This is a genomic window from Bradyrhizobium diazoefficiens USDA 110 (assembly GCF_000011365.1).
Classification (GTDB): domain Bacteria; phylum Pseudomonadota; class Alphaproteobacteria; order Rhizobiales; family Xanthobacteraceae; genus Bradyrhizobium; species Bradyrhizobium diazoefficiens.
The window spans coordinates 1,455,973-1,482,469 of record NC_004463.1; the positions used below are offsets into that span (position 1 = coordinate 1,455,973).

A 26,497-nucleotide genomic window follows, 5' to 3' on the forward strand; every position below is an offset into this window, starting at 1 on the left:
CGTCACTGCCAGAGCCGACTCTCCGCAACCCGGTTGATGTCGGCGAGCCGCCGGTCCGCGTCGGCGTTCAGATCGATGCTTGCGACCAGCGCCAGCAGGCGGCGATAGGCGCCGTCGGCAATTTCGATCGGCAGCGGGGCCTCGTCAAAGGCCTCGACATAGCTGCCGACGAGACCGCTCAACAGGCGGCACAGGCCGCGCTGGGATGGATGGTCCCGGCCGAGCATCTCGAGCTTCTGCTGAAAGATCCGGAAGGTGCGCAAACCGTGGTGCTGCTGCGAAAGCCACGTGTGCAGGTCGTTCATGTGAGCCTCTTCGAATGACGGAAGAAGCTACCGGTTTATAAAGTGGGGACGGGAGGATGGGAAGGGATTGAGCTACGTTGAGCCAGTCCGTCTTCGCCAAGAGGCTTCGCCGGACACGCTTCGCCCTTCGGTCTCGCATGGCTGCGCCACGCGAAGCCCGAAGGGCGAAGCGTGGTGCCCCTGGCCGGAATCGAACCAGCACTCCTTGCGGAACTCGATTTTGAGTCGAGCGCGTCTACCAGTTCCGCCACAGGGGCCCTCGGTCGGCCCCCAAAGCGGGCGTCGCGAAGCCGGCGGACTATAGCCATGGACAAAGCGGGGTCAACCCGCGCCAAAGTGATCCCGGCTGTTCTCGACAGCCGCTTGGGCCGGGGTTAGAGGCTAAGGAAAGCGACCGACCGGAAGAGGCTGCCGTGACGACCCAGAGTGCCGCAATACCTGCATTCAAGCCGGCGGCCACGAGCCCCGCCCTGATCGCCTCGCTGCTCGTCACGCTGATTGCGGCAGCCACGATCGCGGGCGCCTGGTTTTTCCAGCTTGTGCTGGGGATTGTGCCTTGTCCGCTCTGCCTGGAGCAGCGCTACGCCTATTATCTCGCGATCCCGCTCGGCGCGCTGACCGCGCTTGCGGCGAGGAGCGGCGCGCCGCGACCGCTGCTGCTCGCGGGGCTTGCGATCCTCGCGCTGGCGACGCTCGCCAATGCCGGGCTCGGCACCTACCATTCCGGCGTCGAATGGGGGTTTTGGAAGGGGCCGACCGACTGCTCCGGCCCCGTGGTCAATCTCGGCAGCGCCAATGATCTGCTCTCGCGGCTCGACACCGTGAAGGTGGTGCGCTGCGACGAGGTGCAGTGGCGCTTCCTCGGCCTTTCGCTCGCCGGCTACAACGTGCTGATCTCGCTGCTGATGGCCGCCATCGCCGCCTGGGGATTTGCAGCGACGGCGAAGCGTACGTAGCTGCCGTAGGGTGGGCAAAGGTGCGCTCCTTACGCGCCGTGCCCACCATTCATCAACATTCACGCCAGTTGTTGGTGGGCACGCTGCGCTTTGCCCACCCTACGCGAGCTGCGTCCGCTCAATCGTCCACGTCGTCCTGCGTGCGCCCGAACAGGTGCACGATGCCGGGCGTCGCTATCGTCACGAACACGAAGCGCGACAGGTGATGGGCGCCGACGAAGATCGGGTCGATGTGCAGCGTCAGGGCCAGGGCCAGCATGGCGTCCATCGCGCCCGGCGCGAAGGCGACGACGACGTCCGAGAACTTCACCTGCGTGGTGAGGGCGACGATGCCGACGAAGATCGCCGAGACGGCGATTGCCACGGCAAATGATCCCAGCGCCGCGTTGATGTGGCCGGCGAGGGTCTTGATTCGCATCCGCGCGAAACGGCTGCCGATCAGGGCGCCGATGCCGATCAGCGCCACGCCGCGCACCCAGTTCGGCAGGCCGCCCTCGACCCAGCCGGCGCCATGCAGCACGCTGGAGGCGATCATCGCGCCGAACATCCAGCTCGCCGGAAACCTGACCAGCCGCAGGATGAGCGCCGCAGCCAGCGAGGCCGCGACCAGCTCCACGAGATCGAGCGGCGAGGCAATGGCCGTCGTCAGGGACGGCGCAGCGGAAGGCGCCACGCCCGCGAACGCCAGCACCATCGGCAGCGCCGCAGTGAGGATGATGACGCGCATGGTCTGCACCACCGCGATGCCCGGCAGGTCGGCGCCGCGCTCGACCGCCAAAATCGTGATCTGCGACAGCGCGCCGGGGCTGCCGGCGAGGAAGGCCGAGGTGCGATCCCAGCCATGGACGCGCTGGAGGTAATAGCTCGAACCGAAGGTCGAGCAGAAGGTTGCAAGTGCGAGCAGGCAGATGGTGAGCGGATAGGCGCTGACTTGCTGGATCAGGTGGCGCGAGACGACTGAGCCCAGCGAGATGCCGAGCAGCACCAGCACGGTCTGGGTCAGGATCGGCGGCAGCGTCAGCTGGCGGCCGGCGATCGCGGCGATACCAACCGCGATCATCGAGCCCGAGATCAGCCCACCGGGGAGATTGGCGACGAGAAACACGAGGCCGCCGGCAGTGCCGATGACGAGTGTCTCCACCGTGCTCAATATCTTGGCACGGCTCGGCCGTTCGAACGGCAGGGAGGCGGTGATTTGCTTCACGCCACCTTATCGCAAATCGGCGAGAAGCGCACAATTGCGGCTAGGTCATGCCGCAATGCGCACGCGTCTCGCCGAAGCCGGGGGGTGACTGATTTACTTTTTGTCCGCGGCAGCCGGCGCGGCCGAGCCGGCCTTGGCGGTCTTGATGCATTCGGAGCGGAATTTCTTGCGCTCCTTGCCATGCAGCCCCTTGGCATCCGCCTGCTTGGAGCATTCGAGCGACTCGGCCGAGTGCTCCTTTGGTGCCTTCTTGTCCGTGGGCGCGGCGGTTGTGGTCTTGGTGTCGGTCTTGGCGGCCGGCGCGGCGGTCTGCGCAAAGGCGGTGCCGGTGGCGAGCAGGGAGGCGAGGGCGACGGCGGCGAGGCGAGAGGCGAGGGTCATGGTGTTGCACTCTTCTTGGGAAAATGGCGAAGGGCTGGAACGTCGGCTCGCGTTGCTGAACGCGACATGAATGAGCCGAGTGACGGGATCACTATATTTTGGCGGCGAAAGCCATCGCATCCTTGTCGCAAGCGACCGGCACGCTAGGATAGCAATCCTCGTTTAACTTCCGTCGGGGAAGACCAAGGAGGAGACCTAGGGATGACCATTCAGGCAAAATTGTTGTGTGCGATCGTGGCGTCGGGTGTCGCGGCATTGGTGGCCGCCGCGCCGGCACAGGCGCTGACCTCGCAGGAGTGCAGCGCGAAATATCAGGCGGCCAAAAAGGACGGCTCGCTCGGCACCATGAAGTGGAATGACTTCCGCAAGGCCCAGTGCGGCGCGGACGCGACGCCTGCCGCTGCGCCGACCGCGGCTGCTCCGGCTGCGCCCGCCGCTCCTGCAGAGCCGAAGCAGGCGAAGAAGGAGGCAGCCCCCGCCGCCGCGCCGGCGCCGAGCCTGCCTGCCGGTCCCGCGATCTATCCGAACGCGATCGATCCGAAATACGCCAAGGAAACTGCCGGCAAGGCCCGCCTGCACACCTGCGTCGACCAGTACAACGCCAACAAGACCACCAACGGCAATGGCGGCATGAAGTGGATCGAGAAGGGCGGCGGCTATTACAGCGAATGCAACAAGAAGCTGAAGGGCGCCGCCTGAGCTTCGACTTGACGCGATGGCCGGAGCGAGGCTCCGGCCATTTCGGCTGAGGCATGATCCGGAAAACTACACAGCGGTTTTCCGGAAAGATCATGCTCAAACAATGGTCTAAAGCGCGATGGCGATTCGTCCTGATCGCATCGCGCTTTAGATCAGCAGCTTCTCGGCCGATTTCGCCACGAGCTGCGATCGCTTGCGCGGACCGCGCTCGACGAACAGCAGGCTCTGGCCGAAGATGAAGCAGTAGAACAGGAAGGCCTGCGCCTCGGCCTCCTCGGCCTCGAGGCCGGTCGCGCGATAGAGTTCGGCGACGTGCTTGAGCCGCGCCGCATCCACGCTCGCCACCGCCGCCGCGGCGTTCTCGTCCGAACGGGCCCATTGCCGGATCGCCAGCTCGATCGCCATGCCTTCCGGGTTGAGCCGCTCGGAGTAGAGCTGGATCACCGCCTTCAGCCGTTCGCGGGGCGCCTGCCCGTCGAGGCTCGTCTGCTGCGCGATCGCCGCCGTGCGCCCCTCGCGCCAGCGCTCCAGCATGGCCGCGAGCAACGCGGCGCGGTCGGCGAAGCGGCGGTAGAAGCCGCCCTTGGTGACGCCGAGGTTCTTGGCGAGCACCTCGACCCGCACCCCCTCGACCCCCGAGCGGGCGAGCTCGGTAAATCCCGCCTCGACCCAGACATCGCCCTTGCCGTCGCTCATGAAGAAAGCCCATCCGGTTCTTGATACGGTACCGTATTGCTAACGCGGCGAGGCCCTGATACGCTACCGTATCAACAATCAAGGGGCAGAAAAGCGCAGGGAGAAATTGCGATGGAGCAGGAGGCAACCTATCGCGGCACGGTCTATCCGTGGCAATGCGATCATGTCGGCCACATGAACATCATGTGGTATGTCGGCAAATTCGACGAGGCCAACTGGAATCTGTTCGCCCGCCTTGGGCTGACGCCGAGCTACTTGCGCAGCACCGGTCGCGGCATGGCCGCCGTGCAGCAGAACATCACCTACAAGCGTGAGCTGCTGGCCGGCGACATCGTCGAGATCCGCAGCCACCTGCTCGAGGTTCGCGACAAGTCGATCCGCTTCCGGCACGACATGACGAACGCCGAGACCGGCGAGATCGCTGCGTTCTGCGAGATCACGGGCGTGCATATGGACCGTGAGCTGCGAAGGTCCGCGCCGTTCACCGATGCCATCCGCGACGCCGCTTTGAGGCATCTTGCCGAACCGGCCGAGGCTTGAGCCATGACCGCGTTCGAGCCGAAAAACCCGGGCTATCGCGCCGCGGCCATCGCCATGTTCGACGGCCAGCCGGCGATGCGCTCGCTCGGCATCACGATCGTCCGCCTTGGGCCGGGCGAGGTCGAGCTGGCGATGCTGCATTCGCCTGAATTCACGCAGCAGAACGGATTTATCCATGCCGGCATCATCACGGCCGGGCTCGACAATGCCTGCGGCGTTGCCGCCTTCACCCTGATGCCGCACAAGGCCGATATCCTCACCGTCGAGTTCAAGACCACGCTGCTCGCACCCGCCCGCGGCACGCGCTTCGTCTTCAGGGCCGAGGTGGTCAAGCCCGGCCGCACGCTGACCTTCTGCGAGGCCAGGGTCTTTGCCGAGCACGAGGGCAAGACCACGCTGATCGCCACCATGACCGGCACCCTGATGGCGATGCTGCCCCGCGTTGCGGCTTCGCCCGAGGTGCGTGCGTCCCGCGCATAGCGGCGATTGACAAGCCTGCCGGCGCATCCCTTGATGCGATCGTCATGCTCGCAAGTCTCGGCCTCATCCTGCTCTGCCAGTTGATCGGCGAAGCCGTCGTGCGCGGCCTCGGCCTGCCGCTGCCGGGACCCGTGCTCGGCCTGCTGCTGCTGCTGATCCTGCTGCTCGCGCGCGACCGCCTTGCGCTGCTGGCGCGCGGGCCGTTGCGCAACGGCGGCGTGGAGACCGCCAGCAAGGGATTGCTGGCTCATCTGTCGCTGCTGTTCGTGCCGGCCGGCGTCGGCGTCGTCCAGGAGCTCGATCTGCTCGCATCGCACGGCGTCGCCATCATCCTCGTGCTCGCGCTCTCCGTGGTTGTCACGCTGCTTGCGACGGTGCTCGCCTTCCGCCTCGTCAGCCGCCTCCTGAGGCAACAGGACGCCCGATGAAGGACAACCCGTTCTCGCTCTGGGTCTATCTCTCGCAGTCTCCGCTGCTGTGGCTGACCGTGACCCTGCTGGTCTATGCGAGCACGGATGCGGTGTCGCTGGCGAGCCGGCGCCATCCGCTCGCCAATCCCGTGCTGCATGCGATGTGGATCATCGGTGTGTTCCTGCTCGTAACGGGCACCTCCTACACTACCTATTTCGCCGGTGCGCAGTTCGTGCATTTCCTGCTGGGGCCCGCCACCGTCGCGCTCGCCGTGCCGCTCTACGAGAACCGCAAGCGCGTGGTCTCATCCATCGTGCCGATGCTGGTAGCGCTCGTTGCCGGCTCGGTCACGGCGGTGGTGTCGGTGGTGCTGCTGGCCGAGCTCGCCGGGCTGCCGCGCGACGTCGTGCTGTCGCTGGCGCCGAAATCGGTCACGGCCGGCGTTGCCATGGGCATCGCCGAATCCCTGCACGCCGATCCTTCGCTGGCGGCGGTTGCGGTCATCCTCACCGGCATCATGGGTGCGATCATCGTGACGCCGCTGATGAACCGCACCGGCGTCACCGATTTCCGGGCGCGCGGATTTGCCGCCGGCCTTGCCGCGCACGGCATCGGCACCGCGCGCGCGTTCCAGGTCGACGAGATCGCCGGCGTCTTTTCCGGCATCGCCATGAGCCTGAACGCTTTGGTGACCTCGTTCCTGGTCCCGCTGGCGGTCACGCTGCTGGTGCGATGACATCGCCGCTGCGACACTCTATATGAGGCGTAACACTTCCCGGTCCCCAACCGTATTTGGGGGGGATGGGACCGAAATGGGACGAGATATGGCTGGATTCAGGAATAAGGGCCTTGTGCCGACGCGGCGCGCCGCGCTGACGCTGATCGGGGCGGGCGCCCTCGCGGCGGGCGGCATCACCTCGGCGCTGGCAGCCGCCGCCGATGACGAGGTGCTGACCGAAACCAAGGTGCTGCGCGATCCGGACACGCCCGTCGCCGGCAATCCCGAGGGCAATATCACCATCGTCGAATGGTCCGACTACAATTGCCCCTATTGCCGCAAGCTCGAGCCCGAACTGCGCCAGGTCGTCCAGGACGACGGCAAGGTGAGGCTGGTGATGAAGGACTGGCCGATCCTCGGGCCGGTGTCGGTCACGGCGGCGCGGATCGCGCTCGCGGCGAAATTCCAAGACAAGTACCATCAGGCCCATGACGCCATGATGGGCGTCAGCTCGCGCCTGACCGAGCCGCGCATCAATGAGCTTCTGGCGGCTGCCGGCGTCGACATGGACCGGCTGAAGCGCGATCTCACCGACCACGCCAAGGACATCGACACCATCCTCAAGCGCAACAACGAGCAGGCCGAAGCCTTCGGCTTCCGCGGCACCCCGGCCTTCATTGTCGGCAAGTACCGCGTGCCCGGCGTGCTCAGCATGACCGAATTCGAGCAGGTCATCGCCGACGCGCGCAAGGCCAAGATGAACTAAGGCGCTCGCCGCAACTGACACGCCCAATACGAAGGCGCCGCCGCGGACCGCGACGGCGCCTTGTTCATGATGTCAGCGAGGTTACTTCGACGAGATGCGGACCCAGTCCTTGTGCGCGCGATCGCGCAGAGCATCCCAGTCGGCCTTTGCGACATCCCAGTTCACGATGGTGCGATTGGTGGTCGCGACCTCGCCATTGGCGACGGATGAGGTCTGCATGGAGTCATAGACATAGACGCCGCCCGCGAGAAGCAGCGCGCCCAAAATCATTCCGAAAAAAGTCTTCATAGCGAACCTCCGGTGTCGCGCCGATAACGTCGGCACGGCGCGATGGTTCCGCGGCCATGCGGCGCATCTAAGGAGAGGTTGTTCATTATCCGTTCAGCCACGCCAGCAGCTCCGCATTGATCTCGCGCGGATAGGTGTGGCTGAGATCGTCGATCTCGCGATAAACGACGTCGGCGCCGGCGGCGGAGAGCGCCGCTTGCGTCTGTCGCGCGGTCTGCACAGGAAACATCCAGTCGAGCTTGCCGTGGGTGATGAAGATCGGCAGGCGCTGCAGGCGCGCAGCATCCGCCATCTCCGCCATCAGCGGGTGGAAGGTCGCCGACACCGGCGCGAGATGCGTAAAGGGCGATGCGCCATCGAGCCCGCTGACGTAGCAGAACGTGCCTCCGTCGCTCATGCCGGTCAGCAGCATGCGCGAGCCGTCGATGGACCAGCGGCTGCGCACAGTCTCGAGGATGCGCATGAGGTTGGGCGTATCAGTGTCGTCGCCCATCAGCGCCCAGGTTTGACCGGTCGCAGTCGGCGCCACCAGGATCGCACCCACGCTGCGGGCATCGCGGAGCCAGCTCCACAGGAATCCACGGCCATTGCCGCTGCCGCCATGCAGCGCCATCACCAGCGGCATCGCGCGCTCCGGCGAATAATATTCGGGGACATAGACCGAGAAGCCGCCGCGGCTGCCGGGCTCGTTGTGATCGTGGAAGATGCCGCCGTGCTCGCCCGCGCCGGCCTCGAGCCGTGCCAGCAGAATTTCGTCCTCGCGCCTCGCGGCGTTGAGGAAGAAGCTGCTGACCGGCGGAAACTGCAGGGCAAGCGGATAAAGCGCCTCCAGCGCGCGCGGCACGTGGCGCAGTGCGCGGAAGACGGCGACGAGATCGCCGTTGCCGCGCTCGACCTCGCGAATGCCGGCAAAGGCGGCGAGCGTCTCGTTGCAGGCACCATCGAGCCGGTCGCGCAAGCCGGCGAATTGTTCAGGCCAGGTGCCGATCGCCGAATGTGCGGCTTGCAGTGCGTCGTCCGGCGCGCCGATCGCGTTCATCACGGACGCGAAGGCCGGCGGATGCAGGTGACGGGTGAAGAAGCCGAGCGCCTCCAGCGCGTTCAGCAGCGGCGGCAGCACGGCCACGATGTCGTCAACGACGGCCTCGGTCATCGCCGCTTCCTTGCTTCAGTTCGGCCGGTCAGTGCAGCTTCGGCGCCTTCAACAGCTTGAAGCGGTCGGTCGAAGTCACCGTGACGTCGAAGGTGACGCCTTCATGATGCACGGTGAGCGGGACGTCGACGCCGGCGGCGCCGAGCGCCCACATCTTCTTGTAGAAGGCGGTCTGGCTGATGATCTTCTCGCCGTCGACGGCGAGGATGACGTCGCCGGTCTTGAGCTCGGCGCGGGCGGCCGGCCCGTTGGCGGAGATCCCGATCACCACCACGCGGTTGTCGATCTCGGTTGAATAGAGTCCGAGCCAGGGCCGCGACGGCTTGTTGACGCGGCCGAACTTGCGCAGATCCTCCAGGATCGGCTTCAACAGGTCGATCGGCACGATCATGTTGACGTGCTCGGCCTTGCCGTCGCGTTCGCGCTCGAGCTGGAGCGAGCCGATGCCGATCAACTCGCCGCGCTCGTTGAGCAAGCCGGTGCCGCCCCAGTTCGGGTGCGCGGGATGTGTGAAGACGGCCTCATCCAGCAGATATTCCCAGTAACCGGCGAATTCCTGCTTGGCCACGATCTGGCTCGCAACCGATCGCGTGCGGCCGCCGGCGCCGCCGACCACGACGCGGTCGCCGACCCGGGTCTCCGCCGAGCTGCCGAGCGGCAAGGGTTCGACGTCGAGCTCACCCAGCGCCTGCACGAGGCCGAAGCCGGTGACCGAATCGAAACCGAGGGCATGTCCCTCGACGACGCGCCCGTCGGCGAGGTGCAGCCACACCGATTCCGCCTCGGTGATGAGATAGCCGATGGTCAGCACCAGCCCGTCGTCGATGACGACGCCGTTGCCGGCGCGCTCGGTGCCCAGCGTCTCTGCGCTGAACGCGTCCGGCGGGATGATGGCGTGCAGGCCGACGACGGACGCGAGCGCGCGGTCGAGATCGAAACCGTATTCGCTCGCACGCGGCTGATTGGCCGGCGGCACTCTCCATTCGGTCAGGGCGGGCATGGAGTTCTCCTGGCTGAGTGCATCGCTCCGCCGTGGCTAGCGGAACGACGCGCGAAGCATGGATAATTTAGGCCGGAGAGGGCCGTCTTGAAAGCCTCGTTTCCCAACTATTCAGCAGAACGCCGTGTGAAATCTTCGAAAGGCGCGGGACCGTTTCGCGCGCGGTTGGCGGCCCGGCGGTCCTTCGATCCGGCATCCGCCGCATGGCTGCTGTCCGGCGAGGTGCTAGGCGCCGTGTAATGAAGCTGCTAACCATTGCCGCTTCGTTTGACCAAGAGATCACGGACCGAAACATGGACAACCGCAGCGACATCTGGCGTGGCGTCGACACGATCAAGGCGCGTTTCATCGACCTCAGCGACAAGGTCTGGGGCATGCCGGAGGTTTGTTACACCGAGGCGCGGTCCGCCGCCGAGCATCTCGCCGAACTGCGCCATCAGGGCTTCCGTATCACCGAGAACGTCGCGGGCATTCCGACCGCGCTGATGGGCGAGTGGGGCGAGGGCGGACCGGTCATCGCCTTCATGGGGGAATATGACGCGCTGCCGGGCCTCAGCCAGGAGGCGGGCGTGGCGGAACATCGTCCGGTCGAGACCGGCGGCCATGGCCATGGCTGCGGTCATAATCTGCTCGGTTCTGCGGCGCTGCTCGCCGCGACCGCGGCGAAGGACTGGCTCGCCGAGAACAAGGTGCCGGGCCGCGTGCGCTACTACGGCTGCCCGGCTGAAGAAGGCGGCGCGGCAAAGGCGTTCATGGTGCGCTCCGGCGCGTTCGAGGATGCCGACATCGCCATCACCTGGCATCCGCACAGCTTCTGGGAAGTGGCGGTGACGCCGTCGCTCGCGAACACGCGCGCCGACTTCATTTTCACAGGCCGCACCTCGCATGCGGCCGCCTCGCCGCATCTCGGCCGTTCCGCGCTCGATGCGGTGGAGCTGATGAATGTCGGCGTGAACTACATGCGCGAGCACATGCCGAGCGACGCGCGGGTGCATTACGCGCTGCTCGACACCGGCGGCATTGCGCCCAACGTGGTGCAGGCGCATGCGCGCGTGCGCTACTCGATCCGCGCCCGCGATCTGCCCGGCATGAACGAGCTGGTCGGCCGCGTGAGCAAGATCGCGGACGGCGCGGCGCTGATGACCGAGACCAAGGTGGAGATGAAGATTATCTCCGCGGTGTCCAACATTCTGCCGAATACGCCGCTGGAGCAGGCGCTGCATCGGGTCATGGAAGAGCTCGGACCGCCGCATTTCGACGACGCGGACAAGGGGTTTGCCACCCAGATCCGATCGACGCTGAGCGACAAGGACATCGCCTCGGTCTACTACGCGATCGGGATGGAGCCGACCGATCGGCCGCTGGCCGACTTCCTGGTGCCGCTCGATGCCAAGCGCAACCCGCTGGTCGGCTCGACCGACGTTGGCGACGTGAGCTGGGTGGTGCCGACCGTGCAGGTTCACGCACCGACGGTTGCAATCGGCACGCCGTTCCACACCTGGCAGGTGGTGGCGCAGGGCAAGAGCCCGCATGCCCACAAGGCCATGGTGCAGGCCGCCAAGGCGATGGCGGGTATCGGCATCAAGGCGCTCACGGAACCGGAGCTGATCAAGGCCGCGAAAGCCGACCTTGCGAGGCGAACAGCCAAGACACCTTACGTCTGTCCGCTGCCGGACCATGTCGCGCCGCCACTGGATATGTCCGTGGTGTAGAATTTCGTCTCGATACTTCGTCTGATCCGGCGAACAAATTTTCCGCAGTGCAGCGTGGATTCCGGCTTGTTTTGACGCCGGATTGCCGAACGCTTGGGCTGCGGAACGCAGTTTTGCCCAACGGACAGCCAGAACACCGTTTGCATACACACAGTCGCAGTTGACGGGCGGCCTATTCGGTGTGCCATCTACGGCCAGACAAAACCCGGCGGTCGCATCGCGGCCGCCTGCATCCATTCGGGAACCAGACGGGGGACAAACCATGCTGGATAAAGAACTGCGTTCGATGATCGGCCAAGTGAAGGACGGACGGATGGATCGCCGTGCCTTCATCCAGCGTCTTGCCGCTGTCGGTCTGACCGCACCGCTGGCCAACCAGATCCTCGCGCTGGGCGGCGTCGCCATGGCGGAGGGCGTTTCGACCTACAAGCCGACCAAGCGCGGCGGCGGCGGTGCGCTGAAGCTGTTGTGGTGGCAGGGGCCGACCCTGCTCAATCCGCATTTCGCCACCGGCACCAAGGACCAGGACGGTTCGCGCCTGTTCTACGAGCCGCTTGCCTGTTGGGATCCGGACGGCAACATGAAGCTGGTTCTGGCCGCCGAAATCCCGTCGATCCAGAACGGCGGCCTCGCCGCCGACGGCAAGTCGGTCACCTGGAAGCTCAAGCCCGGCGTCAAATGGCACGACGGCAAGCCGTTCACCGCCGACGACGTCGTGTTCAACTGGGAATACGCCAAGGATCCCGCGACCTCCGCGGTCACCATTGCGACCTATCGCGACATCGTCGTCGAGAAGGTGGATGACCTCACGGTCCGCATCCTTTTCAACAAGCCGACGCCGTTCTGGGCCGATGCTTTCGTCGGGGCTCCGAACACCATCATCCCCAAGCATCTGTTCGCGGATTACAAAGGCGCGAAGTCCCGTGAGGCGCCGAACAACCTCTCGCCGGTCGGCACCGGCCCGTACAAATTCCTCGAGTTCAAGCCGGGCGATCTCGTCCGCGGTGAGCTCAATCCCGACTATCACATGCCGAACCGTCCGTATTTCGACACGCTCGAAATGAAGGGCGGCGGCGATGCCGTCTCGGCGGCGCGCGCGGTGATCCAGACCGGCGAATACGATTTCGGCTATAACATCCAGGTCGAAGACGACGTGCTGTTGCGCCTGGAGAAGGGCGGCAAGGGCAAGGCCATCTACGCCGTGGGCGGAGACACCGAGTTCATCGCGCTGAATTTCACCGACCCGAACACCGAGGTCGATGGCGAGCGCTCTTCGATGAAGACGAAGCACCCGCTGTTCTCCGATCCCGCCATACGCAAGGCGCTGGCGATGCTGGTCGATCGTGAAGCGGTGAAGAAGGTGATCTACGGCCGCGCAGGCCGCACCACGGCGAACTTCCTCAACGGCCCCGAAAAGTTCGTCTCCAAGAACACGAGCTGGGAATTCAGCATCGAGAAGGCGTCGAAGATGCTGGATGACGCCGGCTGGAAACCGGGTGCGGACGGCATCCGCGAGAAGGACGGCAAGAAGCTGAAGCTTCTGTACCAGACTTCGATCAACGGCCCGCGCCAGAAGACCCAGGCCATCGTCAAGCAGGCCTGCCAGAAGGCTGGCATCGACGTCGAGCTGAAGTCGGTCGTCGCCTCGGTGTTCTTCTCCTCCGACGCCGGCAATCCCGACATCTACCCGAAGTTCTATGCCGACATGGAGATGTTCCAGATCCCGATGAGCCAGCCGGATCCGTCCCAGCACATGCGGCGCTATATGTCGGCGAATGTGGCGACCAAGGAGAACAAGTGGCAGGGACAGAATTTCCCGCGCTACGTCAACAAGGAGTATGACGACACGATCCTGGCCGCGGAAGGCGAGATGGACCCGGTCAAGCGCGCGGCGCTCTACATCAAGGCTAACGATATCCTGATCGGGGACACCGTGTTCATCCCGGTGCAGCATCGCCTCAAGGTGGAGGCCGCTGCCAACAACCTGGTTTGCGTGGTCAGCGGTTGGGCGAACGAGACCGACAACCTGTTCGACTGGTACCGGGAGGTATGATCGCGCAGGCCTAGGCGGGGTCTTTCCCTATGAGTCAATATGTCCTGCGTCGCCTGCTGATCGCCATTCCGAGCCTGCTCGGCATTTCGCTCGTGCTGTTCGTCGTGCTGGCGCTCGCCCCCGGCGATCCGTTTTCGGAACTGGCGACCAATCCGAACGTACCGCCCGAAGTCGCTGCCGCGCTTCGGGCGAAGTTCGGCCTCGACGATCCGATCTATCTGCGCTACCTGCACTGGCTCTCCGCCATGGCGCATGGCGATTGGGGGTTTTCCTTCGTCAGCCGGATGAACGTCGATGCGCTCATCCTCCAGCGCCTGCCGGCGACGCTCTATGTGATCGGCTCGGCGCAGATCCTGGCGCTCCTGATCGCGATTCCGGTCGGCGTCTACGCGGCGACCAAGCCGTATTCACTGTTTGACCAGATCGCCAACGTGCTGGCCTTCGTCGGTTTCTCGCTGCCCACCTTCTTCACCGGCATCCTCTTCATCCTGATCTTCTCGGTCACGCTGGACTGGCTGCCCTTCGTCTATTCCAGCGACATCAAGGCCACCGGCATCCGCTGGGTGCTCGAGATGATCCGGCAGGCGATCATGCCGGTGGCGGTGCTCGGCCTGTTCCAGGCGGCGTCGATGACGCGCTTCGTGCGCTCGGCGATGCTGGACGTGATCCGGCTCGACTACGTCACCACGGCGCGTGCAAAGGGACTTGGGCAGGCCAAGGTCATCGTCAAGCATGTGATGCGCAATGCGATGATCCCGGTCGTCACGCTGATCGCGCTCCAGATGCCGGCGGTGTTCGGCGGCGCCATCGTCACCGAGCAGATCTTCCGCATCCCCGGCATCGGCTCGCTGCTGATCTCCTCCATCCTTTCCAACGACACGCCGGTGGTGATGGCCGTCACCTTCGTCTTCGCGTGTCTTGTGGTCCTGTTCAATCTCATCGCGGACGTCCTGTATGGCTGGCTTGACCCTCGCATCTCCCTCCGCTGAGCGGCGCATCTACTCGCCCTGGCGCGAGACGTGGCGGCGCTATAGCCGCCACAAGCTTGCCGTGGTCAGTGCGTTCCTGCTCCTCATTCTGGTGCTGGCGGTGGTCGCCGGCCCCTTCGTCTGGCGGGTCAAGATCGACGACATCGACATCGTGGCGGGCATGCAGGGGCCCTCGCTCGCCCATCCCTTCGGCACCGACGATCTCGGGCAGGACATCCTCGCCCGCATGATCTATGGCGGGCGCATCTCGCTCGCGGTCGGCCTTGCCGCGATGCTGGTCTCGGTGTTCGTCGGCACGCTGATCGGTGCGCTTGCCGGCATGTCGCGCGGTGCGGTCGGTCACGGGCTGATGTGGCTCACCGATCTCTTCTTGTCGCTGCCGCAGCTGCCGCTGCTGCTGCTGCTGATCTATCTGTTCCGCGACGGGCTCAAGGCCGCGTTCGGCCCCGAGGGCGGCATCTTCATCCTGATCGTGCTCGTGATCGGGGGCCTGCGCTGGATGCCGGTCGCCCGCCTCGTGCGCGCGCAGTTCCTGTCGATCCGCGAGAAGGAGTTCGTCGAGGCCGCGCGCGCGCTCGGCGCCAGCCCGGTGCGGCAGGTGGTGCGCCACATCCTGCCCAATGCGCTCGGTCCGGTGATCATCGCTGGCACCATCGACGTCGCCGCCGCCATCATCGCGGAATCGACATTGTCCTTCCTCGGCCTCGGCTTTCCGCCGGACACCCCGACTTGGGGGCGGCTGCTGTACGACGCCAAGGACTTCCTCGATATCGGTCCGCACTGGGCGCTGTTTCCGGGCGGCGCGATCTTCATCGCGGTGGTCGCCATCAACTTCATCGGCGACGGCCTGCGTGACGCGCTCGATGCGCGACGGGTGATCTGATGGCGCCGCTGCTCGAGATCAAGGGCCTGAAAACCCATTTCTCCACCGACGACGGCATCCTGCAGGCCGTCGACGGCGTCGACATCTCCATCAACCGCGGCGAGACGCTCTGTGTCGTCGGCGAGTCCGGCTGCGGCAAGACCGTGACGGCGATGTCGATCCTGAAACTGATCGCGATGCCGCCCGGCCGCATCGCCGCCGGCCAGATCATCTTCGAAGGCCGCGATCTCGTGCCGCTGACGAGCAATCAGCTCGACGAGATCCGCGCCAAGGAGATCGGCTTCATCTTTCAGGAGCCGATGACCTCGCTCAACCCGGTGCTCACCGTCGGCGAGCAGATCGCCGAGAGCCTGCGCCGGCATGAAGCGGTGACGAAGAAGCAGGCGCTCGAGCGCACCATTGAGATGCTCAAGCTGGTGCAGATCCCCAACGCCGAAGGCCGCGTGCACAACTACCCGCACCAGTTCTCCGGCGGCATGCGCCAACGCGTGATGATCGCGATGGCGCTCGCCTGCAAGCCGAAGCTGATCATCGCCGACGAGCCCACCACGGCGCTCGACGTCACCATCCAGGCCCAGATCCTCGACCTCTTGCAGGACATGAAGGAGCGCTTCGGCATGGCGGTGATGCTGATCACCCATGCCATGGGCGTCGTCGCCGAGACCGCGCAGCGCGTCGTCGTGATGTATGCCGGCAAGGTGGTGGAGGAGGCGAGCGTCGACGATCTCTTCGCCGATCCCCGCCATCCCTATACGCAAGGCCTGATCCGCTCGATCCCGCGCATCGACCTCGACAGCGAGCACAAGACGCGGCTGGAGGCGATCGGCGGCTCGGTGCCGATCCTGATCAATCCGCCGGTCGGCTGCCGCTTCGCGCCGCGCTGCAAGTTCGCCATGAACGTCTGCACCGAGAAGGAGCCGCTGCTCCGCGAGGTCTCGCCCGGCCACCGCATGGCCTGTCACCTGGGGGATACGCAGTTGGGAGCCGCGCCATGAGCGAACCCTTGCTCCGCGTCAGCGGTCTGAAGAAGCATTTCCCCGTTCTCGGCGGCTTGCTGTCACGCCAGGTCGGCAGCGTCTATGCGGTCGACGGCGTGTCGTTCTCGGTCAATCGCGGCGAGACGCTCGGTCTCGTCGGTGAATCCGGCTGCGGCAAGTCGACGACGGGGCGCTGCGTGCTGCGCCTGATCGAGCCGACCGACGGCGAGGTCACCTTCGACGGCCAGGACGTGCGCCAGCTCGGCGGCAACGATCTGCGCGCGATGCGGCGGAACATGCAGCTCGTGTTCCAGGATCCGTTTGCCTCGCTCAATCCGCGCATGACGGTGGGTACGATTCTCGGCGAGGCGCTCGTCATCCACAAGCTCGGCTCATCGGCCAAGGAGCGGGAGGAGCGCGTCGCGAGCCTGCTGGTCAAGGTCGGCCTCAAGGCCGAGCACATGCGCCGCTACCCGCACGAATTCTCCGGCGGCCAGCGCCAGCGCATCGTGATCGCGCGGGCGCTCGCGGTCGAGCCGAAGCTGATCGTCTGCGACGAGCCGGTCTCCGCGCTCGACGTGTCGATCCAGGCGCAGGTCATCAATCTGCTGGAGGATCTCCAGGCCGAGCTGAACCTCACCTATCTCTTCGTCGCGCACGACCTCTCGGTGGTCGAGCACATCTCCGACCGCGTCGCGGTGATGTATCTCGGCCGCATCGTCGAGCTGGCGAAAGCCAGCGACCTCTACCGCAACCCGCAGCACCCCTACACCAGGGCGCTGTTGTCAGCGGTGCCGGTGCCCGATCCCAAGCTCAAGCGTGAGCGCATCCGCCTCAAGGGCGACGTGCCGAGCCCGATGAAGCCGCCGTCAGGCTGCCACTTCCACACCCGCTGTCCGATCGCCCAGCCGCGCTGCGCGGAGAGCGCGCCCGAGCTGAAGGAGGGCGCTGGCGGTCACTTCGTGGCGTGCCATCTCGCCTGAGGCCGGGCAAAGCGGAAGGCGTATTCATTCGCCCTGAAGCAGGCCGTGCGCCGAGAGGGCCTGCCTGAAAGCCTCCACCGACGTGTGGTGATGCGCGAACAGGCCCGCCTCGCGCGCGCCGGCAACATTGGCCGGGAGATCGTCGACGAACAGCACGGTCTGCGGCATCACGTCGAGCTCGGCCAGGCAGCGGCGATAGCAGCGCGGGTCCGGCTTTGCCGTCTTGAACTGGGCCGAAGTGTAGATCCGGGAGCCGAACAGCGGCCGCAAGTCCGGCAGCAGCGTGTCGATGTGGTCGGCGACCAGCGTGGTATTGTTGGTCAGGACGGCAATATCGACGGTCTTGCGCAGACGTCGGGCAATCTCCAGCATCGCGTGATCGGGCTGCATCGAGCGGCGCCGCGCCTCCACCCACTCGTCGAGCGACAGCGGATAGCCCATGCGTTCGCCAAAGCCCCGCAGATAGTCAGGGGCGTCGAGAGCGCCGGAATCGCCGAGCAGCTCGAATCCGCTGTCCCAGATTGCCTTGTGGACGAGCTCGCTGGTCGATCCCGCGAGCTCCGCCAGGCATGCCACACGCTGTCCCCTGTCGTAGTTGCACAGGACATTGTCCATGTCGAAGAGGACGAGCTTGATCGCGTCAGTCACGGTAGCACTCTCGGATTGGCTTAAATGTCCGGTCGATTCGTAGTCATATCCCGCTGGAACGTGGACGACAAATCCAGGCCGGGCCGAGCTCCGAGATGAGCGCGACACCTCTACGATCGTGATGCGCGGCGGCGGGCCAGCTGGTGCAACACTGTATCGAAAGCCGGGATCGCTCCGGTCTCGCGGAGCCACGTGTCGGTCAGCTCCCTGAGCTCGCCCGGCGTCAGGCCGAACTTGCGGCGAAACGCCCGGATGAAGGTGGAGTCGCTGCTGAACCGCAAGCCGACAGCGAGGTCGATTAGACGTTTGTCCTGCGCCGCCGGCGACAACAGCCGCTGAAAGGCGAGATTGAGCCGCTGCTCTCTCACGTAATGCGCCAGCCCGCCATCTGCCTCGAACAGCCGGTAAAGCGTCGCGCGCGAAATCTGGAAATGGCGGCAGAGCTCGCTTACGCCGAGCGCGTCGGTCTCGAGATTGTCCGCGATGCGGCGCTTGATCATTGCCAGATAAAGATGTCGCTCGGCCCGCTCGACGCCTTCGGCGATGTCGGCCGTACCGCCCGCAGCCGCGGCAACGATGTCGGCGATGGCCTCGATCGTGGCCTCGACGCTGCCCGCCTCTGGCTCAGGCGGCAGCGCAAGCGCTGCGTAATGGCTTGCGAGCAGGCGCGCGTGAGGGTGGTCTGACGGCAACAGGGTAGCCGTCGCCGAATCCGGATGCGCGAGCCGTGGCGCCAGCATCGACCGTTGCACGATGATTGCCATCAGGTGGGTGCGTCCGCTACCGCCGCGAAACACCGTCCGGTTCGGCTGCGCCATGTCGAGCAGGCAAATGTCACCGGGCCGCAACGTCACCTCGCGGCGACCGGAGCTGAACCGCATCTCGCCTTCGATGCAGAGGGTCATCTGATAGTGGTCGAGGCCGCCGCGTGCGATGTGCGCAGGCGTCCGGTCGTATTCGAGGTCAGTGGCGCGAGAATCGACCAGCAATGCGTTGCCGGCCATCACTGTCGTTGTGGTGATGTGGAAATCGTTCTCGTCGGTGAGCGCAATGACATCGCAGATGTCCACGGTCATCGCGCGCAACTGTCTCAGCGCGCTCGGCCCGTGTTCGGGGTCGTCCGCCAGCATCGTCTTGTTCACCGCCGTCTCGTCCGCATCACGCCTCGACGAGGTCGCGCGCCTTAATGTTCTGAGCCCGGCAGCAGACCAGCATCGCCCCCGCATGTAGCGGTTCGGCAACGAGGACGCAAGCGACGTCGGACGATGAGGGCGTTCGACGAGGCTGCGGGCGCGCGGCCTCGATGTGCCGCACATGCATCACTGTTCACCGAAATCCACGCCTGAGACACCGGGCACATTGTGCAGGTGTCCAGTCTGCTAACGACGCGTCGAGATCACCAGCGTTGCCACGCAGCTTGCGTCCGAGGCTCTTCGTGACGACCAGATTGCGTCCGCCCTCGTGCCTGTCGATCGGGCAGACGAGCCTTCGGCTTGGTGCACGCCGGTGTGCAGCGCTCGCAAGTGTTGCGGTCATGGCATCGTTCTTCGGCCTGTCCGGTGCGGCGCGCGCAGCGACGCTGGTGGTGACCTCCACGGCCGACAGCGGCGCCGGCAGCCTGCGGGGGGAGATCGTCAGCGCCACGAGCGGCGACACCATCCTGTTTCAGGTCAGCGGTACCATCACGCTCCTGAGCGAGCTGCCGATCATCACCAAGAACATCACCATTGACGGCAATGGTAACAACCCGACCATCAGCGGCGCCGGCACCTACCGGCCGTTCTTCATCGGCGATGCCGGGACCACCGGCTCGACCTATTCGGTGACACTGAAGAGCCTGACCATCGCCAATGCGGTGGCGCAGGGCGGAGCCGGTTTGGGCTCCGGTGCCGGCGCCGGACTCGGCGGCGCGGTCTTCGTCTCCAGCAACGGCGCATTGACCTTGTCGAACGTCGCCGTCTCGAACACGCAGGCCAAGGGCGGCGGCGTCGTGGACAACTTCGGAGAGGTGGGCGGCGGGGGCGGCATGGGCGGCAAGTCCTATCCTCTGACTCCGGCTGGAGGCGGTGGACTATTCGTCGGCTCGGACGCCAACAGCTCGGGCACTGCCGGCGGTTCGAGCGGTGGGGTGCATAACGGCGGTAGTGGTCCCCAGACCGGAGGCGCCGGTGGTTTCGCCAGCGGTGGCGGCGGTGGTTCGTCCGGCGGGGGGCCCGTGGCTGGAGGCGCGGGCGGTTTTGGCGGTGGCGGTGCCAATGCGGGCGGAGCAACAACGGGCGGTTCGGGCGGCTACGGCGGCGGAGGTGGCTCGGCAGCCGGATTGTCCACCTCGACCGGCGGTGCCGGCGGCTTCGGGGGAGGCGGCGGCGGCGGGATCACGGCTGCCGGGAGCGGCGGCTTTGGCGCCGGCAATGGCGGCAGTGGTGGGACCGGATCCAACTCCGGTGGTGGTGGCCTCGGTGCCGGCGGTGCCATCTTCGTGCAGAGCGGCGGGACGGTGGCCGTTCAGGGCGATCTTTCAAACGCGCTGACGCATTCGCGATGATGACAAAAGCCCCGCCGCAGACCTTTGCGCAACGCTGGAGCGTGTGGGCCGCGGGCTTCGGCGGGTCGCAGTCGACCGACGGCAACGCGGCGGGCGGTTCAAATGCAGCGACCAGCCGCATCGTTGGCACCGTGGTCGGAGCCGACTATCGGCTCTCACCGTACACGTTGCTTGGCTTCGCGCTCGCCGGTGGTGGCACCAGCTTCGGTGTGAACGGCCTCGGCTCGGGCCGCTCCGACCTGTTCCAGGCCGCCGCCTATCTGCGACACACGAGCGGGTCGGCTTATCTGTCGGCGGCGCTGGCCTATGGCTGGCAGGCCATCACGACCGACCGTACTGTAACGACCGCAGGCGCCGATCACCTGCGAGCCGAGTTCGACGCCAATGCGTATTCTCCATGTCGCGCCGTGGATCGGCGGGATCGGCATCACACCCTATGGCGCGCTACAGTTCACGACGCTCGATCTGCCGGCCTATGCCGAGCAGGCCGTTGCCGGCTCCGCCGCATTCGCCTTGCGCTATGCCGCCAGGACCGTCACGGACACCCGCAGCGAGCTGGGCCTGCGCACCGACAGATCCTTCGCCATGCAGGCCGGCGTGCTGACGCTGCGCGGCCGCCTCGCATGGGCGCATGATTTCAATCCGGACCGCTCGATTGCCGCGACCTTCCAGGCGCTGCCGGGCGCGAGCTTCGTCGTCAACGGCGCTGCGCAGGCTCGTGACTCCGCGCTCACCACGGCTTCCGTGGAGATGAGCTGGCTGAGCGGCTGGTCCGCGGCGGCGAGCTTCGAAGGCGAGTTCTCGAACGTCACCCGCAGCTACGCCGGCAAGGGCAGCGTTCGCTACGCCTGGTAGGCCGGCGACTGCGTCACGCGCTCCTCGCGGGCCAGGGCACGACCTGTCCCGACATCACCAGCCGGTCGCGGCCGCTGTCCTTGGCGGCATAGAGCGCGCGGTCGGCGGCCGCCACCAGCGCGCTGGAGTCGGTCGTGGTCTCGGATGGAAACGCCGTCGCGCCGCCCACGCTCGCGGTGACGAGCCGTGAGGGCGGATTCTGTGCATGCAGCATGGCGAGGTCGCGCAACGCACCGCGAATCTCCTCGCCGACCCTGGCGCAGCCGTCGGCATCGGTGTTTGGCAACAGCACGGCGAACTCCTCGCCGCCGTAGCGCGCCGCGAAGTCGGCCGGCCGCCGGGGATGAGCGGACAGGATCCGCCCCAGCGCACGCAGGCAGCCGTCGCCGGCCAAATGTCCGTAATGGTCGTTGAACGCCTTGAAATGATCGACGTCGATCAGCAGGAGCGAGAGTTGGGTGCCATCGCGGCGGGCGCGGGCCCATTCGTCCGCGAGGCGCTCATCGAATGCGCGCCGGTTGGCGAGCCCGGTGAGGCCGTCGGTCGCCGCGAGCGAGGCGAGCTTGTTCTGCAAGTCCTTCTGCTCGGTCATGTCGCGCACCACCGCGACGACGCCGTCGATCTCGCCGCTGTCGGATGCCCGGGTCACGTGCAGGGCCGACTCGGCCCAGATCTCGCCCTTGTCGCGATGGCGCTGACGGTAGACGAACCTCGCCTCCTCGGCCTCGCCATTCTTCAGCGCGGCAATGGCCTGCTCGACCCGTTCCATGTCCTCCGCGTGAACCCCGGCCACGGCCGACGTCCCCAGGAGTTCGTCGGAAGACCAGCCGATGATGCGCGCGCATGACGGAGAAACGTAGATCAGCCGGTTGTCCAGTCCGATCCGGGTCACCATGTCGCTGGATTGCTCGGCCAGCAGGCGGAAATGGGCTTCCTTGGCGATCAGAGCCTGTGCCATGCGCTGCCGCTGCAAGAGCTGACGGACCAGGTAAAAGCCGATCGCCGCGATCAGCAGGACGAGGCCGACGACAACGGTCATGCGTGCGCTCGCCGCGCGGCGCCAAGGGGCCAGCACGTCGTCTTGCGACTTGCTCGCCAGCACCATCAGGGGATAGCGGCTGCTGCGCTGGTAGTAGCTGAGCCGCTGCACGTTATCCAGCGGCGACTTGAAATAGTAGACTGCCGCAGCCGGACGGCTTTTCCATTGCTTGAACAACGGCGCGTTGGACAGGTCGCGTCCGACGAAGGCGCCGCTCTCGTCGTGGCTGCGCGCCAGCATGATGCCGTCGTTGTTCAGCAGCGACGCCGAGCTGTGCGGACCGAGGTCGAAGCGCTCGTAGAACTTGACGAAATAGCTGACGTCGATCGTGAGCAGGGCAACGCCGGCGAAGCTGCCGTCGGGATGGTTGACCCGGCGCGACGCGGTGATGATCCACTGGCCGCCGGCCCGGCTCTTGACGGGGCGTCCGATCAGCGTGCCCGGATCCGGCGAGTCGCGATGACGCTGGAAATATTCGCGGTCGCTGTTGTTGAATTTGGAGAAGTCGATCTGCTCGGTCGTGGCAAGCCAGCGGCCGGTCTCGTCATAGACGAAGATGCCGCGGATGCGGTCCGATGATTTGCGGGTCGGCAGATAGGTCTGGAGCTTTGCGATCGTGTCCGGACCCGTTCCATCGAGCTCGAGCCGATGGACCAGCCCGACGAGGATGGTATCGACGAGCTCGAACGTGTCGTCGGCATGCTGGATCAGCGATTGCGCGAGGTTGGTCACGTCGATTTCGGCGGTCCTGAGCTCGGCATTGCGCGTTTCCCATTCGCGCCAGCCGCTCAGGCCCAGGATGGCGAAGCAAGTCAGCATGACGAAACCCGCCGCCCAGAGCGGAAGACGCGTTTTCCCGAGGTCGCGGCCCGTATTCATCAGGCTTGCTCCATTTCGGTGCAAACCTCTCACTTTCGCCTTAACGGCCTGTTGCGTCATCCGCGCTGATTGTGCGAATCCCGTATTCGGCCGGAACCGGTCCTCGATGTTTCGACGGGTTATCGTCGGCTGATGTTAACCACGCTGACCTCACGCCGGATCCGCCCGGCGTTCCTGCCTCACTCCTCCAGTGTAAACCCGACGCGCAGTGTCACCTGGTAGTGGCGCACGGCGTTGTTCTCGATGTGGCCGCGCGTCTGCACCACCTCGAACCATTTCATCTCGCGGATGGTCTTGGCGGCGCGGCTGACCGCGTTCTTGATCGCATCCTCGATCGAGGTCTCGGACGATCCGACCAGTTCCAGGATCTTGTAGACGTGATCTTTCTCGGCTGTGGGCATGGCGCGTCTTCCCCTGTGCTTTGACGGGCCCGGATACCGCTCCCGCAGTGTATTCGAGAGCGTTGGGCCTCCAGATTGAACGGACGCCCGCGCTTCGGGTTCCGTGCTCCGTGATGGCCCGCATGCCAGCCAAGGTGGAGCAGGCCGCGCCCGCGAGTGTTGCCGCGGTGAAGAAGAGATAGCCGATGCCGACCGACAGAAATGCGAGCGGCGCCGTCAGCAGTCGTATTGCGGTGGATTGGTCCAGGGCCTGAAGCCATATGCCGCCGGCGACCTCGAACCTGACGGAGCGCCGGCCCGCCCACACCGCTGGTTCCCGGTTTGTGCAAGTGCACGAAAATATGGCTCCCGCCTGCGGGCGGTACCCTCAAATTCGTGCGCCGCCGCATGGCCGCTCTTGCTCGCGCCAATGCGGGCGCGTTAGCCTCAATCCGCTTCCTTATACCTTCGATGTGCAGCGATGATCGGCCGTTGGACGAAGAGCGCTTTGGTCGCAATCAGTCTGTCCGCCGTGCCCGCGATCGGCGCAGTGCAGGACGATCTCGACGGCGCGCCCGGCACCATGTCGCTGCAAGTGACGACCGATCCGTCGATGATCGAATGCCGCAAGCTCGAAACGGTCAATCCTGCCTCGCTGATGTTCCTGCCGTTGCGGCGGACGTTCAACGAGGATTTCGACGAGCACCCGCTGTCGGGCGGACGCTGGGTGCCGCACTATGCCGGCGGCGCGGCGTGGCCGGAGGCGCGCTATTGGGGCGGCGACGGCTCCGACTTCAAGCGCAAGACCAGCGCCAATGGCGAGCAGCAGATCTATGTCGATCCGCGCTACACGGGGCGCGCATCGGCGCCGCTCGGGCTTGATCCGTTCAAGGTGAAGGACGGCGTGCTCTCGATCGTCGCGAGCCGCACGCCGCAGGAATTGAAGTCCGTTCTGTTCAACAACGAGTACATCTCCGGGATCCTGACCACGCAGGGCAGGTTCGCGCAGAAGCACGGCTATTTCGAAATCCGCGCCAAGGTCCCGGTCGGCCATGCGGTGTGGCCTGCGTTCTGGATGCTGGCGGACGACGGCGGCTGGCCGCCGGAGGTCGATGTGCTGGAAGGCCGCGGCGAGCGGCCTGGCGATCTCGTGATGACGACGCATTGGCGGATTCCGTCGACCCAGAAGATCCAATCCTGCGGCTTCGACTTCGCGGTCGGCGACGCTTCGAGCACATTCCACAATTACGGTGTGCTGTGGGAGGAGGATCGCCTGGTCTACTTCATCGACCGCGAGCCGGTCTCCGACATCAAGGTGCCGATCGGCTTCGACGATCCCATGTATCTGATCGTCAATCTCGCGATCGGATCGAAGTTCTTCGTCGGCGTCGGTCCCGTCGATGCGGAATCGCCGCCGAGCGTCGCATTCGAGATCGACCGGATTTCCGCCTATCAGATCGATATGGAGCAGGCGCGGAGATAGATATGTCAGCGGATTTCTCGCGGCGTCATTTTGCCAAACTGGCGGGCCTTGCCGCGTTGGGAGCAGCGACGGGCGTCGGCGCTGCGGAGAGCGAAACGCCAGCATCGGCCGGGCGCGGTGCGCCTTTCCCCAAGGATTTCCTATGGGGCACGGCGACCTCTTCCTACCAGATCGAAGGCGCCGTCAACGAGGACGGCCGCGGCAAATCGATCTGGGACGTTTTCAGCCACACCCCCGGCAAGATCGAGGACGGCTCCACCGGCGACCGCGCCAACGAGCACTATCACCGCTACAGGGAGGACGTCGCGCTGATCAAGGCGCTCGGCGTCAGGGCCTACCGCTTCTCGATCGCTTGGCCGCGGGTGTTTCCTGATGGGACGGGTCAACCCAATCCCAAGGGGCTCGATTTCTACAACCGCCTCGTCGACGAGCTGCTTGCGAGCGGCATCGAGCCTTATGCGACGCTCTATCACTGGGACCTGCCGCAGGCGCTCCAGGACCGCGTCGGCGGCTGGCAGTCGAGCGACACCTCGAAGGCCTTTGCCGACTACGCTGCGTACGTCGCCGCACGCCTGACTGATCGCGTCAAGAACGTCTTCACCGTGAACGAGGTCGGGCGCTTCGTGAATTTCGGCTATGGCTGGGGCATCGACGCGCCCGGCCTCAAGCTGCCGGCGGTGCAGCTGAACCAGGCCCGCCATCACGTCGCGCTGGCGCACGGGCTTGCGGTGCAGGCGATTCGCGCCTCGGGGCGCGCCGGCACAAGGGTTGGCGCAGCCGAGAACATCGCGGCCTGCGTGCCGGCGATCGCAACGGCGGAAAACATCCGTGCCGCCGAGATCGCGACGCGCGAGCTTAATGCCGGCTTCCTCGGCGTGGTGCTGGAGGGCAGATATACCGACGGCTTCCTCGCCTACGCCGGCGCGGACGCGCCGAAATTCACCGCCGAGGAGTTGAAGATCATCGGTGCGCCGACCGACTTCGTCGGCCTCAACATCTACGCGCCGCAGTTCTATGTCACCGCCTCCGACCGCGCGCCCGGCTTCCATGTGCTGCCGTTCCCCACCTCGTTCCCGCACATGAATTCGGAATGGCTGCGGGTCGGCCCCGAAGTGATCTACTGGGCGCCGCGCCTTGCCGCGAAGATCTGGAACATCGAGACCATCTACATCAGCGAGAACGGCACCTCGTCCGAGGATAGGATCGCCGCCGACGGTCAGGTCTACGACCTCGACCGCATCATGTTCCTGCGCAACTATCTGACCCAGATGCAGCGCGCCGTCGCCGAGGGCGTGCCGATCCGCGGTTATTTCCTCTGGAGCCTGATGGACAATTTCGAGTGGATTTTTGGCTACGGCAAACGCTTCGGCCTCTACCGGGTCGACTTCGAGACACAGGCGAGGGTCGCGAAACTGAGCGCGGCGTTCTATCGCGACGTGGTGGCGAGGAACGCGATCGGGGTTTGAGGAGCTAT

27 protein-coding genes, 1 tRNA gene and 1 pseudogene are annotated in these 26,497 nt (G+C 65.6%); 17 read left to right on the forward strand and 12 right to left on the reverse strand.

The window, feature by feature from the left end:
* Positions 1–2: 2 nt before the first annotated feature.
* Positions 3–305: a hypothetical protein gene (locus BJA_RS06815; RefSeq protein WP_011084157.1), complete on the reverse strand. Its 303-nt coding sequence runs from the start codon at positions 303–305 to the stop codon at positions 3–5.
* Between the two features lie 172 nt (positions 306–477).
* A tRNA-Leu gene (locus BJA_RS06820) sits at positions 478–562 on the reverse strand.
* 156 nt (positions 563–718) lie between these two features.
* Between BJA_RS06820 and BJA_RS06825 the strand changes: the two genes are divergently transcribed.
* Complete coding sequence (locus BJA_RS06825) at positions 719–1,261, forward strand: disulfide bond formation protein B (RefSeq protein WP_011084158.1); 543 nt, start codon at positions 719–721, stop codon at positions 1,259–1,261.
* 118 nt (positions 1,262–1,379) lie between these two features.
* Here the strand turns inward: BJA_RS06825 and BJA_RS06830 are convergent, their stop codons facing one another.
* Both BJA_RS06830 and BJA_RS06835 read right to left on the reverse strand, forming a co-directional pair.
* Positions 1,380–2,465, reverse strand: a complete 1,086-nt coding sequence (locus tag BJA_RS06830; protein WP_011084159.1) for an AbrB family transcriptional regulator — start codon at positions 2,463–2,465, stop codon at positions 1,380–1,382.
* Between the two features lie 93 nt (positions 2,466–2,558).
* Positions 2,559–2,846: a PsiF family protein gene (locus BJA_RS06835; RefSeq protein ID WP_028173573.1), complete on the reverse strand. Its 288-nt coding sequence runs from the start codon at positions 2,844–2,846 to the stop codon at positions 2,559–2,561.
* A gap of 201 nt (positions 2,847–3,047) precedes the next feature.
* Here BJA_RS06835 and BJA_RS06840 point away from each other — a divergent pair, with 201 nt between their 5' ends.
* Positions 3,048–3,545, forward strand: coding sequence for a hypothetical protein (locus BJA_RS06840; RefSeq protein ID WP_011084161.1), 498 nt, complete (start codon positions 3,048–3,050; stop codon positions 3,543–3,545).
* A gap of 147 nt (positions 3,546–3,692) precedes the next feature.
* Here the strand turns inward: BJA_RS06840 and BJA_RS06845 are convergent, their stop codons facing one another.
* The gene (locus tag BJA_RS06845; protein ID WP_011084162.1) at positions 3,693–4,241 is read right to left on the reverse strand and encodes a TetR/AcrR family transcriptional regulator; all 549 of its coding nucleotides are present in this window, start codon (positions 4,239–4,241) and stop codon (positions 3,693–3,695) included.
* A gap of 111 nt (positions 4,242–4,352) precedes the next feature.
* Between BJA_RS06845 and BJA_RS06850 the strand changes: the two genes are divergently transcribed.
* From BJA_RS06850 to BJA_RS06870, 5 genes are all read left to right on the forward strand, one after another.
* A complete protein-coding gene (locus tag BJA_RS06850; protein WP_011084163.1) occupies positions 4,353–4,781 on the forward strand; it encodes an acyl-CoA thioesterase in 429 nt (142 codons plus the stop codon).
* Between the two features lie 3 nt (positions 4,782–4,784).
* Positions 4,785–5,261, forward strand: a complete 477-nt coding sequence (locus BJA_RS06855) for a PaaI family thioesterase (protein WP_011084164.1) — start codon at positions 4,785–4,787, stop codon at positions 5,259–5,261.
* 44 nt (positions 5,262–5,305) lie between these two features.
* The gene (locus tag BJA_RS06860; protein WP_011084165.1) at positions 5,306–5,689 is read left to right on the forward strand and encodes a CidA/LrgA family protein; all 384 of its coding nucleotides are present in this window, start codon (positions 5,306–5,308) and stop codon (positions 5,687–5,689) included.
* Positions 5,686–6,408, forward strand: coding sequence for an LrgB family protein (locus BJA_RS06865; RefSeq protein ID WP_011084166.1), 723 nt, complete (start codon positions 5,686–5,688; stop codon positions 6,406–6,408). Before BJA_RS06860 ends, BJA_RS06865 begins: the two co-directional genes overlap by 4 nt.
* 88 nt (positions 6,409–6,496) lie before the next feature.
* Entirely contained in the window at positions 6,497–7,156 is a 660-nt protein-coding gene (locus BJA_RS06870) for a DsbA family protein (RefSeq protein ID WP_038965344.1), read from the forward strand.
* An 81-nt stretch (positions 7,157–7,237) separates the two neighbouring features.
* Here the strand turns inward: BJA_RS06870 and BJA_RS06875 are convergent, their stop codons facing one another.
* The 3 genes from BJA_RS06875 to BJA_RS06885 form a co-directional block, all read right to left on the reverse strand.
* Complete coding sequence (locus tag BJA_RS06875; protein ID WP_027544339.1) at positions 7,238–7,444, reverse strand: hypothetical protein; 207 nt, start codon at positions 7,442–7,444, stop codon at positions 7,238–7,240.
* Between the two features lie 85 nt (positions 7,445–7,529).
* Complete coding sequence (locus tag BJA_RS06880; RefSeq protein ID WP_011084168.1) at positions 7,530–8,597, reverse strand: phospholipase; 1,068 nt, start codon at positions 8,595–8,597, stop codon at positions 7,530–7,532.
* Between the two features lie 28 nt (positions 8,598–8,625).
* Complete coding sequence (locus BJA_RS06885; protein WP_011084169.1) at positions 8,626–9,597, reverse strand: S1C family serine protease; 972 nt, start codon at positions 9,595–9,597, stop codon at positions 8,626–8,628.
* A gap of 293 nt (positions 9,598–9,890) precedes the next feature.
* Between BJA_RS06885 and BJA_RS06890 the strand changes: the two genes are divergently transcribed.
* From BJA_RS06890 to BJA_RS06915, 6 genes are all read left to right on the forward strand, one after another.
* The gene (locus BJA_RS06890) at positions 9,891–11,309 is read left to right on the forward strand and encodes a M20 family metallopeptidase (protein WP_038965348.1); all 1,419 of its coding nucleotides are present in this window, start codon (positions 9,891–9,893) and stop codon (positions 11,307–11,309) included.
* A 262-nt stretch (positions 11,310–11,571) separates the two neighbouring features.
* Positions 11,572–13,362, forward strand: a complete 1,791-nt coding sequence (locus BJA_RS06895) for a peptide ABC transporter substrate-binding protein (RefSeq protein WP_063921386.1) — start codon at positions 11,572–11,574, stop codon at positions 13,360–13,362.
* Positions 13,363–13,391: 29 nt separating this feature from the next.
* Positions 13,392–14,351, forward strand: coding sequence for an ABC transporter permease (locus BJA_RS06900; protein WP_011084172.1), 960 nt, complete (start codon positions 13,392–13,394; stop codon positions 14,349–14,351).
* A complete protein-coding gene (locus BJA_RS06905; RefSeq protein WP_011084173.1) occupies positions 14,317–15,234 on the forward strand; it encodes an ABC transporter permease in 918 nt (305 codons plus the stop codon). The genes BJA_RS06900 and BJA_RS06905 overlap by 35 nt, the downstream gene beginning before the upstream one ends.
* Positions 15,234–16,229 carry an ABC transporter ATP-binding protein gene (locus BJA_RS06910; RefSeq protein WP_011084174.1) on the forward strand — a complete coding sequence of 332 codons (996 nt, stop codon included), beginning with the start codon at positions 15,234–15,236 and terminating at the stop codon, positions 16,227–16,229. The genes BJA_RS06905 and BJA_RS06910 overlap by 1 nt, the downstream gene beginning before the upstream one ends.
* The gene (locus BJA_RS06915) at positions 16,226–17,194 is read left to right on the forward strand and encodes an ABC transporter ATP-binding protein (protein WP_011084175.1); all 969 of its coding nucleotides are present in this window, start codon (positions 16,226–16,228) and stop codon (positions 17,192–17,194) included. Before BJA_RS06910 ends, BJA_RS06915 begins: the two co-directional genes overlap by 4 nt.
* 24 nt (positions 17,195–17,218) lie before the next feature.
* Here the strand turns inward: BJA_RS06915 and BJA_RS06920 are convergent, their stop codons facing one another.
* Together BJA_RS06920 and BJA_RS06925 are read right to left on the reverse strand one after the other, a co-directional pair.
* Positions 17,219–17,842, reverse strand: coding sequence for an HAD family hydrolase (locus BJA_RS06920; protein WP_038965345.1), 624 nt, complete (start codon positions 17,840–17,842; stop codon positions 17,219–17,221).
* Between the two features lie 110 nt (positions 17,843–17,952).
* Positions 17,953–18,972 carry a helix-turn-helix domain-containing protein gene (locus tag BJA_RS06925; RefSeq protein WP_161537180.1) on the reverse strand — a complete coding sequence of 340 codons (1,020 nt, stop codon included), beginning with the start codon at positions 18,970–18,972 and terminating at the stop codon, positions 17,953–17,955.
* A gap of 404 nt (positions 18,973–19,376) precedes the next feature.
* Between BJA_RS06925 and BJA_RS43545 the strand changes: the two genes are divergently transcribed.
* Together BJA_RS43545 and BJA_RS43960 are read left to right on the forward strand one after the other, a co-directional pair.
* Positions 19,377–20,387 carry a hypothetical protein gene (locus BJA_RS43545; RefSeq protein WP_063921387.1) on the forward strand — a complete coding sequence of 337 codons (1,011 nt, stop codon included), beginning with the start codon at positions 19,377–19,379 and terminating at the stop codon, positions 20,385–20,387.
* Positions 20,339–21,242 (forward strand): annotated as a pseudogene (locus BJA_RS43960) (autotransporter outer membrane beta-barrel domain-containing protein); the annotation flags it as partial. The gene BJA_RS43545 and the pseudogene BJA_RS43960, both read left to right, overlap by 49 nt.
* A 13-nt stretch (positions 21,243–21,255) precedes the next feature.
* On the opposite strand, the gene BJA_RS06935 reads toward BJA_RS43960, so the two are convergent.
* Both BJA_RS06935 and BJA_RS06940 read right to left on the reverse strand, forming a co-directional pair.
* Positions 21,256–23,160 carry a sensor domain-containing diguanylate cyclase gene (locus tag BJA_RS06935; protein WP_038965350.1) on the reverse strand — a complete coding sequence of 635 codons (1,905 nt, stop codon included), beginning with the start codon at positions 23,158–23,160 and terminating at the stop codon, positions 21,256–21,258.
* Between the two features lie 179 nt (positions 23,161–23,339).
* The gene (locus tag BJA_RS06940; RefSeq protein WP_011084181.1) at positions 23,340–23,561 is read right to left on the reverse strand and encodes a dodecin; all 222 of its coding nucleotides are present in this window, start codon (positions 23,559–23,561) and stop codon (positions 23,340–23,342) included.
* Positions 23,562–24,021: 460 nt separating this feature from the next.
* On the opposite strand from BJA_RS06940, the gene BJA_RS06945 reads away from it, so the two are divergent.
* On the forward strand, positions 24,022–25,023 hold the full coding sequence (locus BJA_RS06945) for a glycoside hydrolase family 16 protein (protein WP_011084182.1): 1,002 nt from the start codon (positions 24,022–24,024) through the stop codon (positions 25,021–25,023).
* A gap of 2 nt (positions 25,024–25,025) precedes the next feature.
* Entirely contained in the window at positions 25,026–26,489 is a 1,464-nt protein-coding gene (locus BJA_RS06950; RefSeq protein ID WP_011084183.1) for a GH1 family beta-glucosidase, read from the forward strand.
* Positions 26,490–26,497 lie beyond the last annotated feature (8 nt).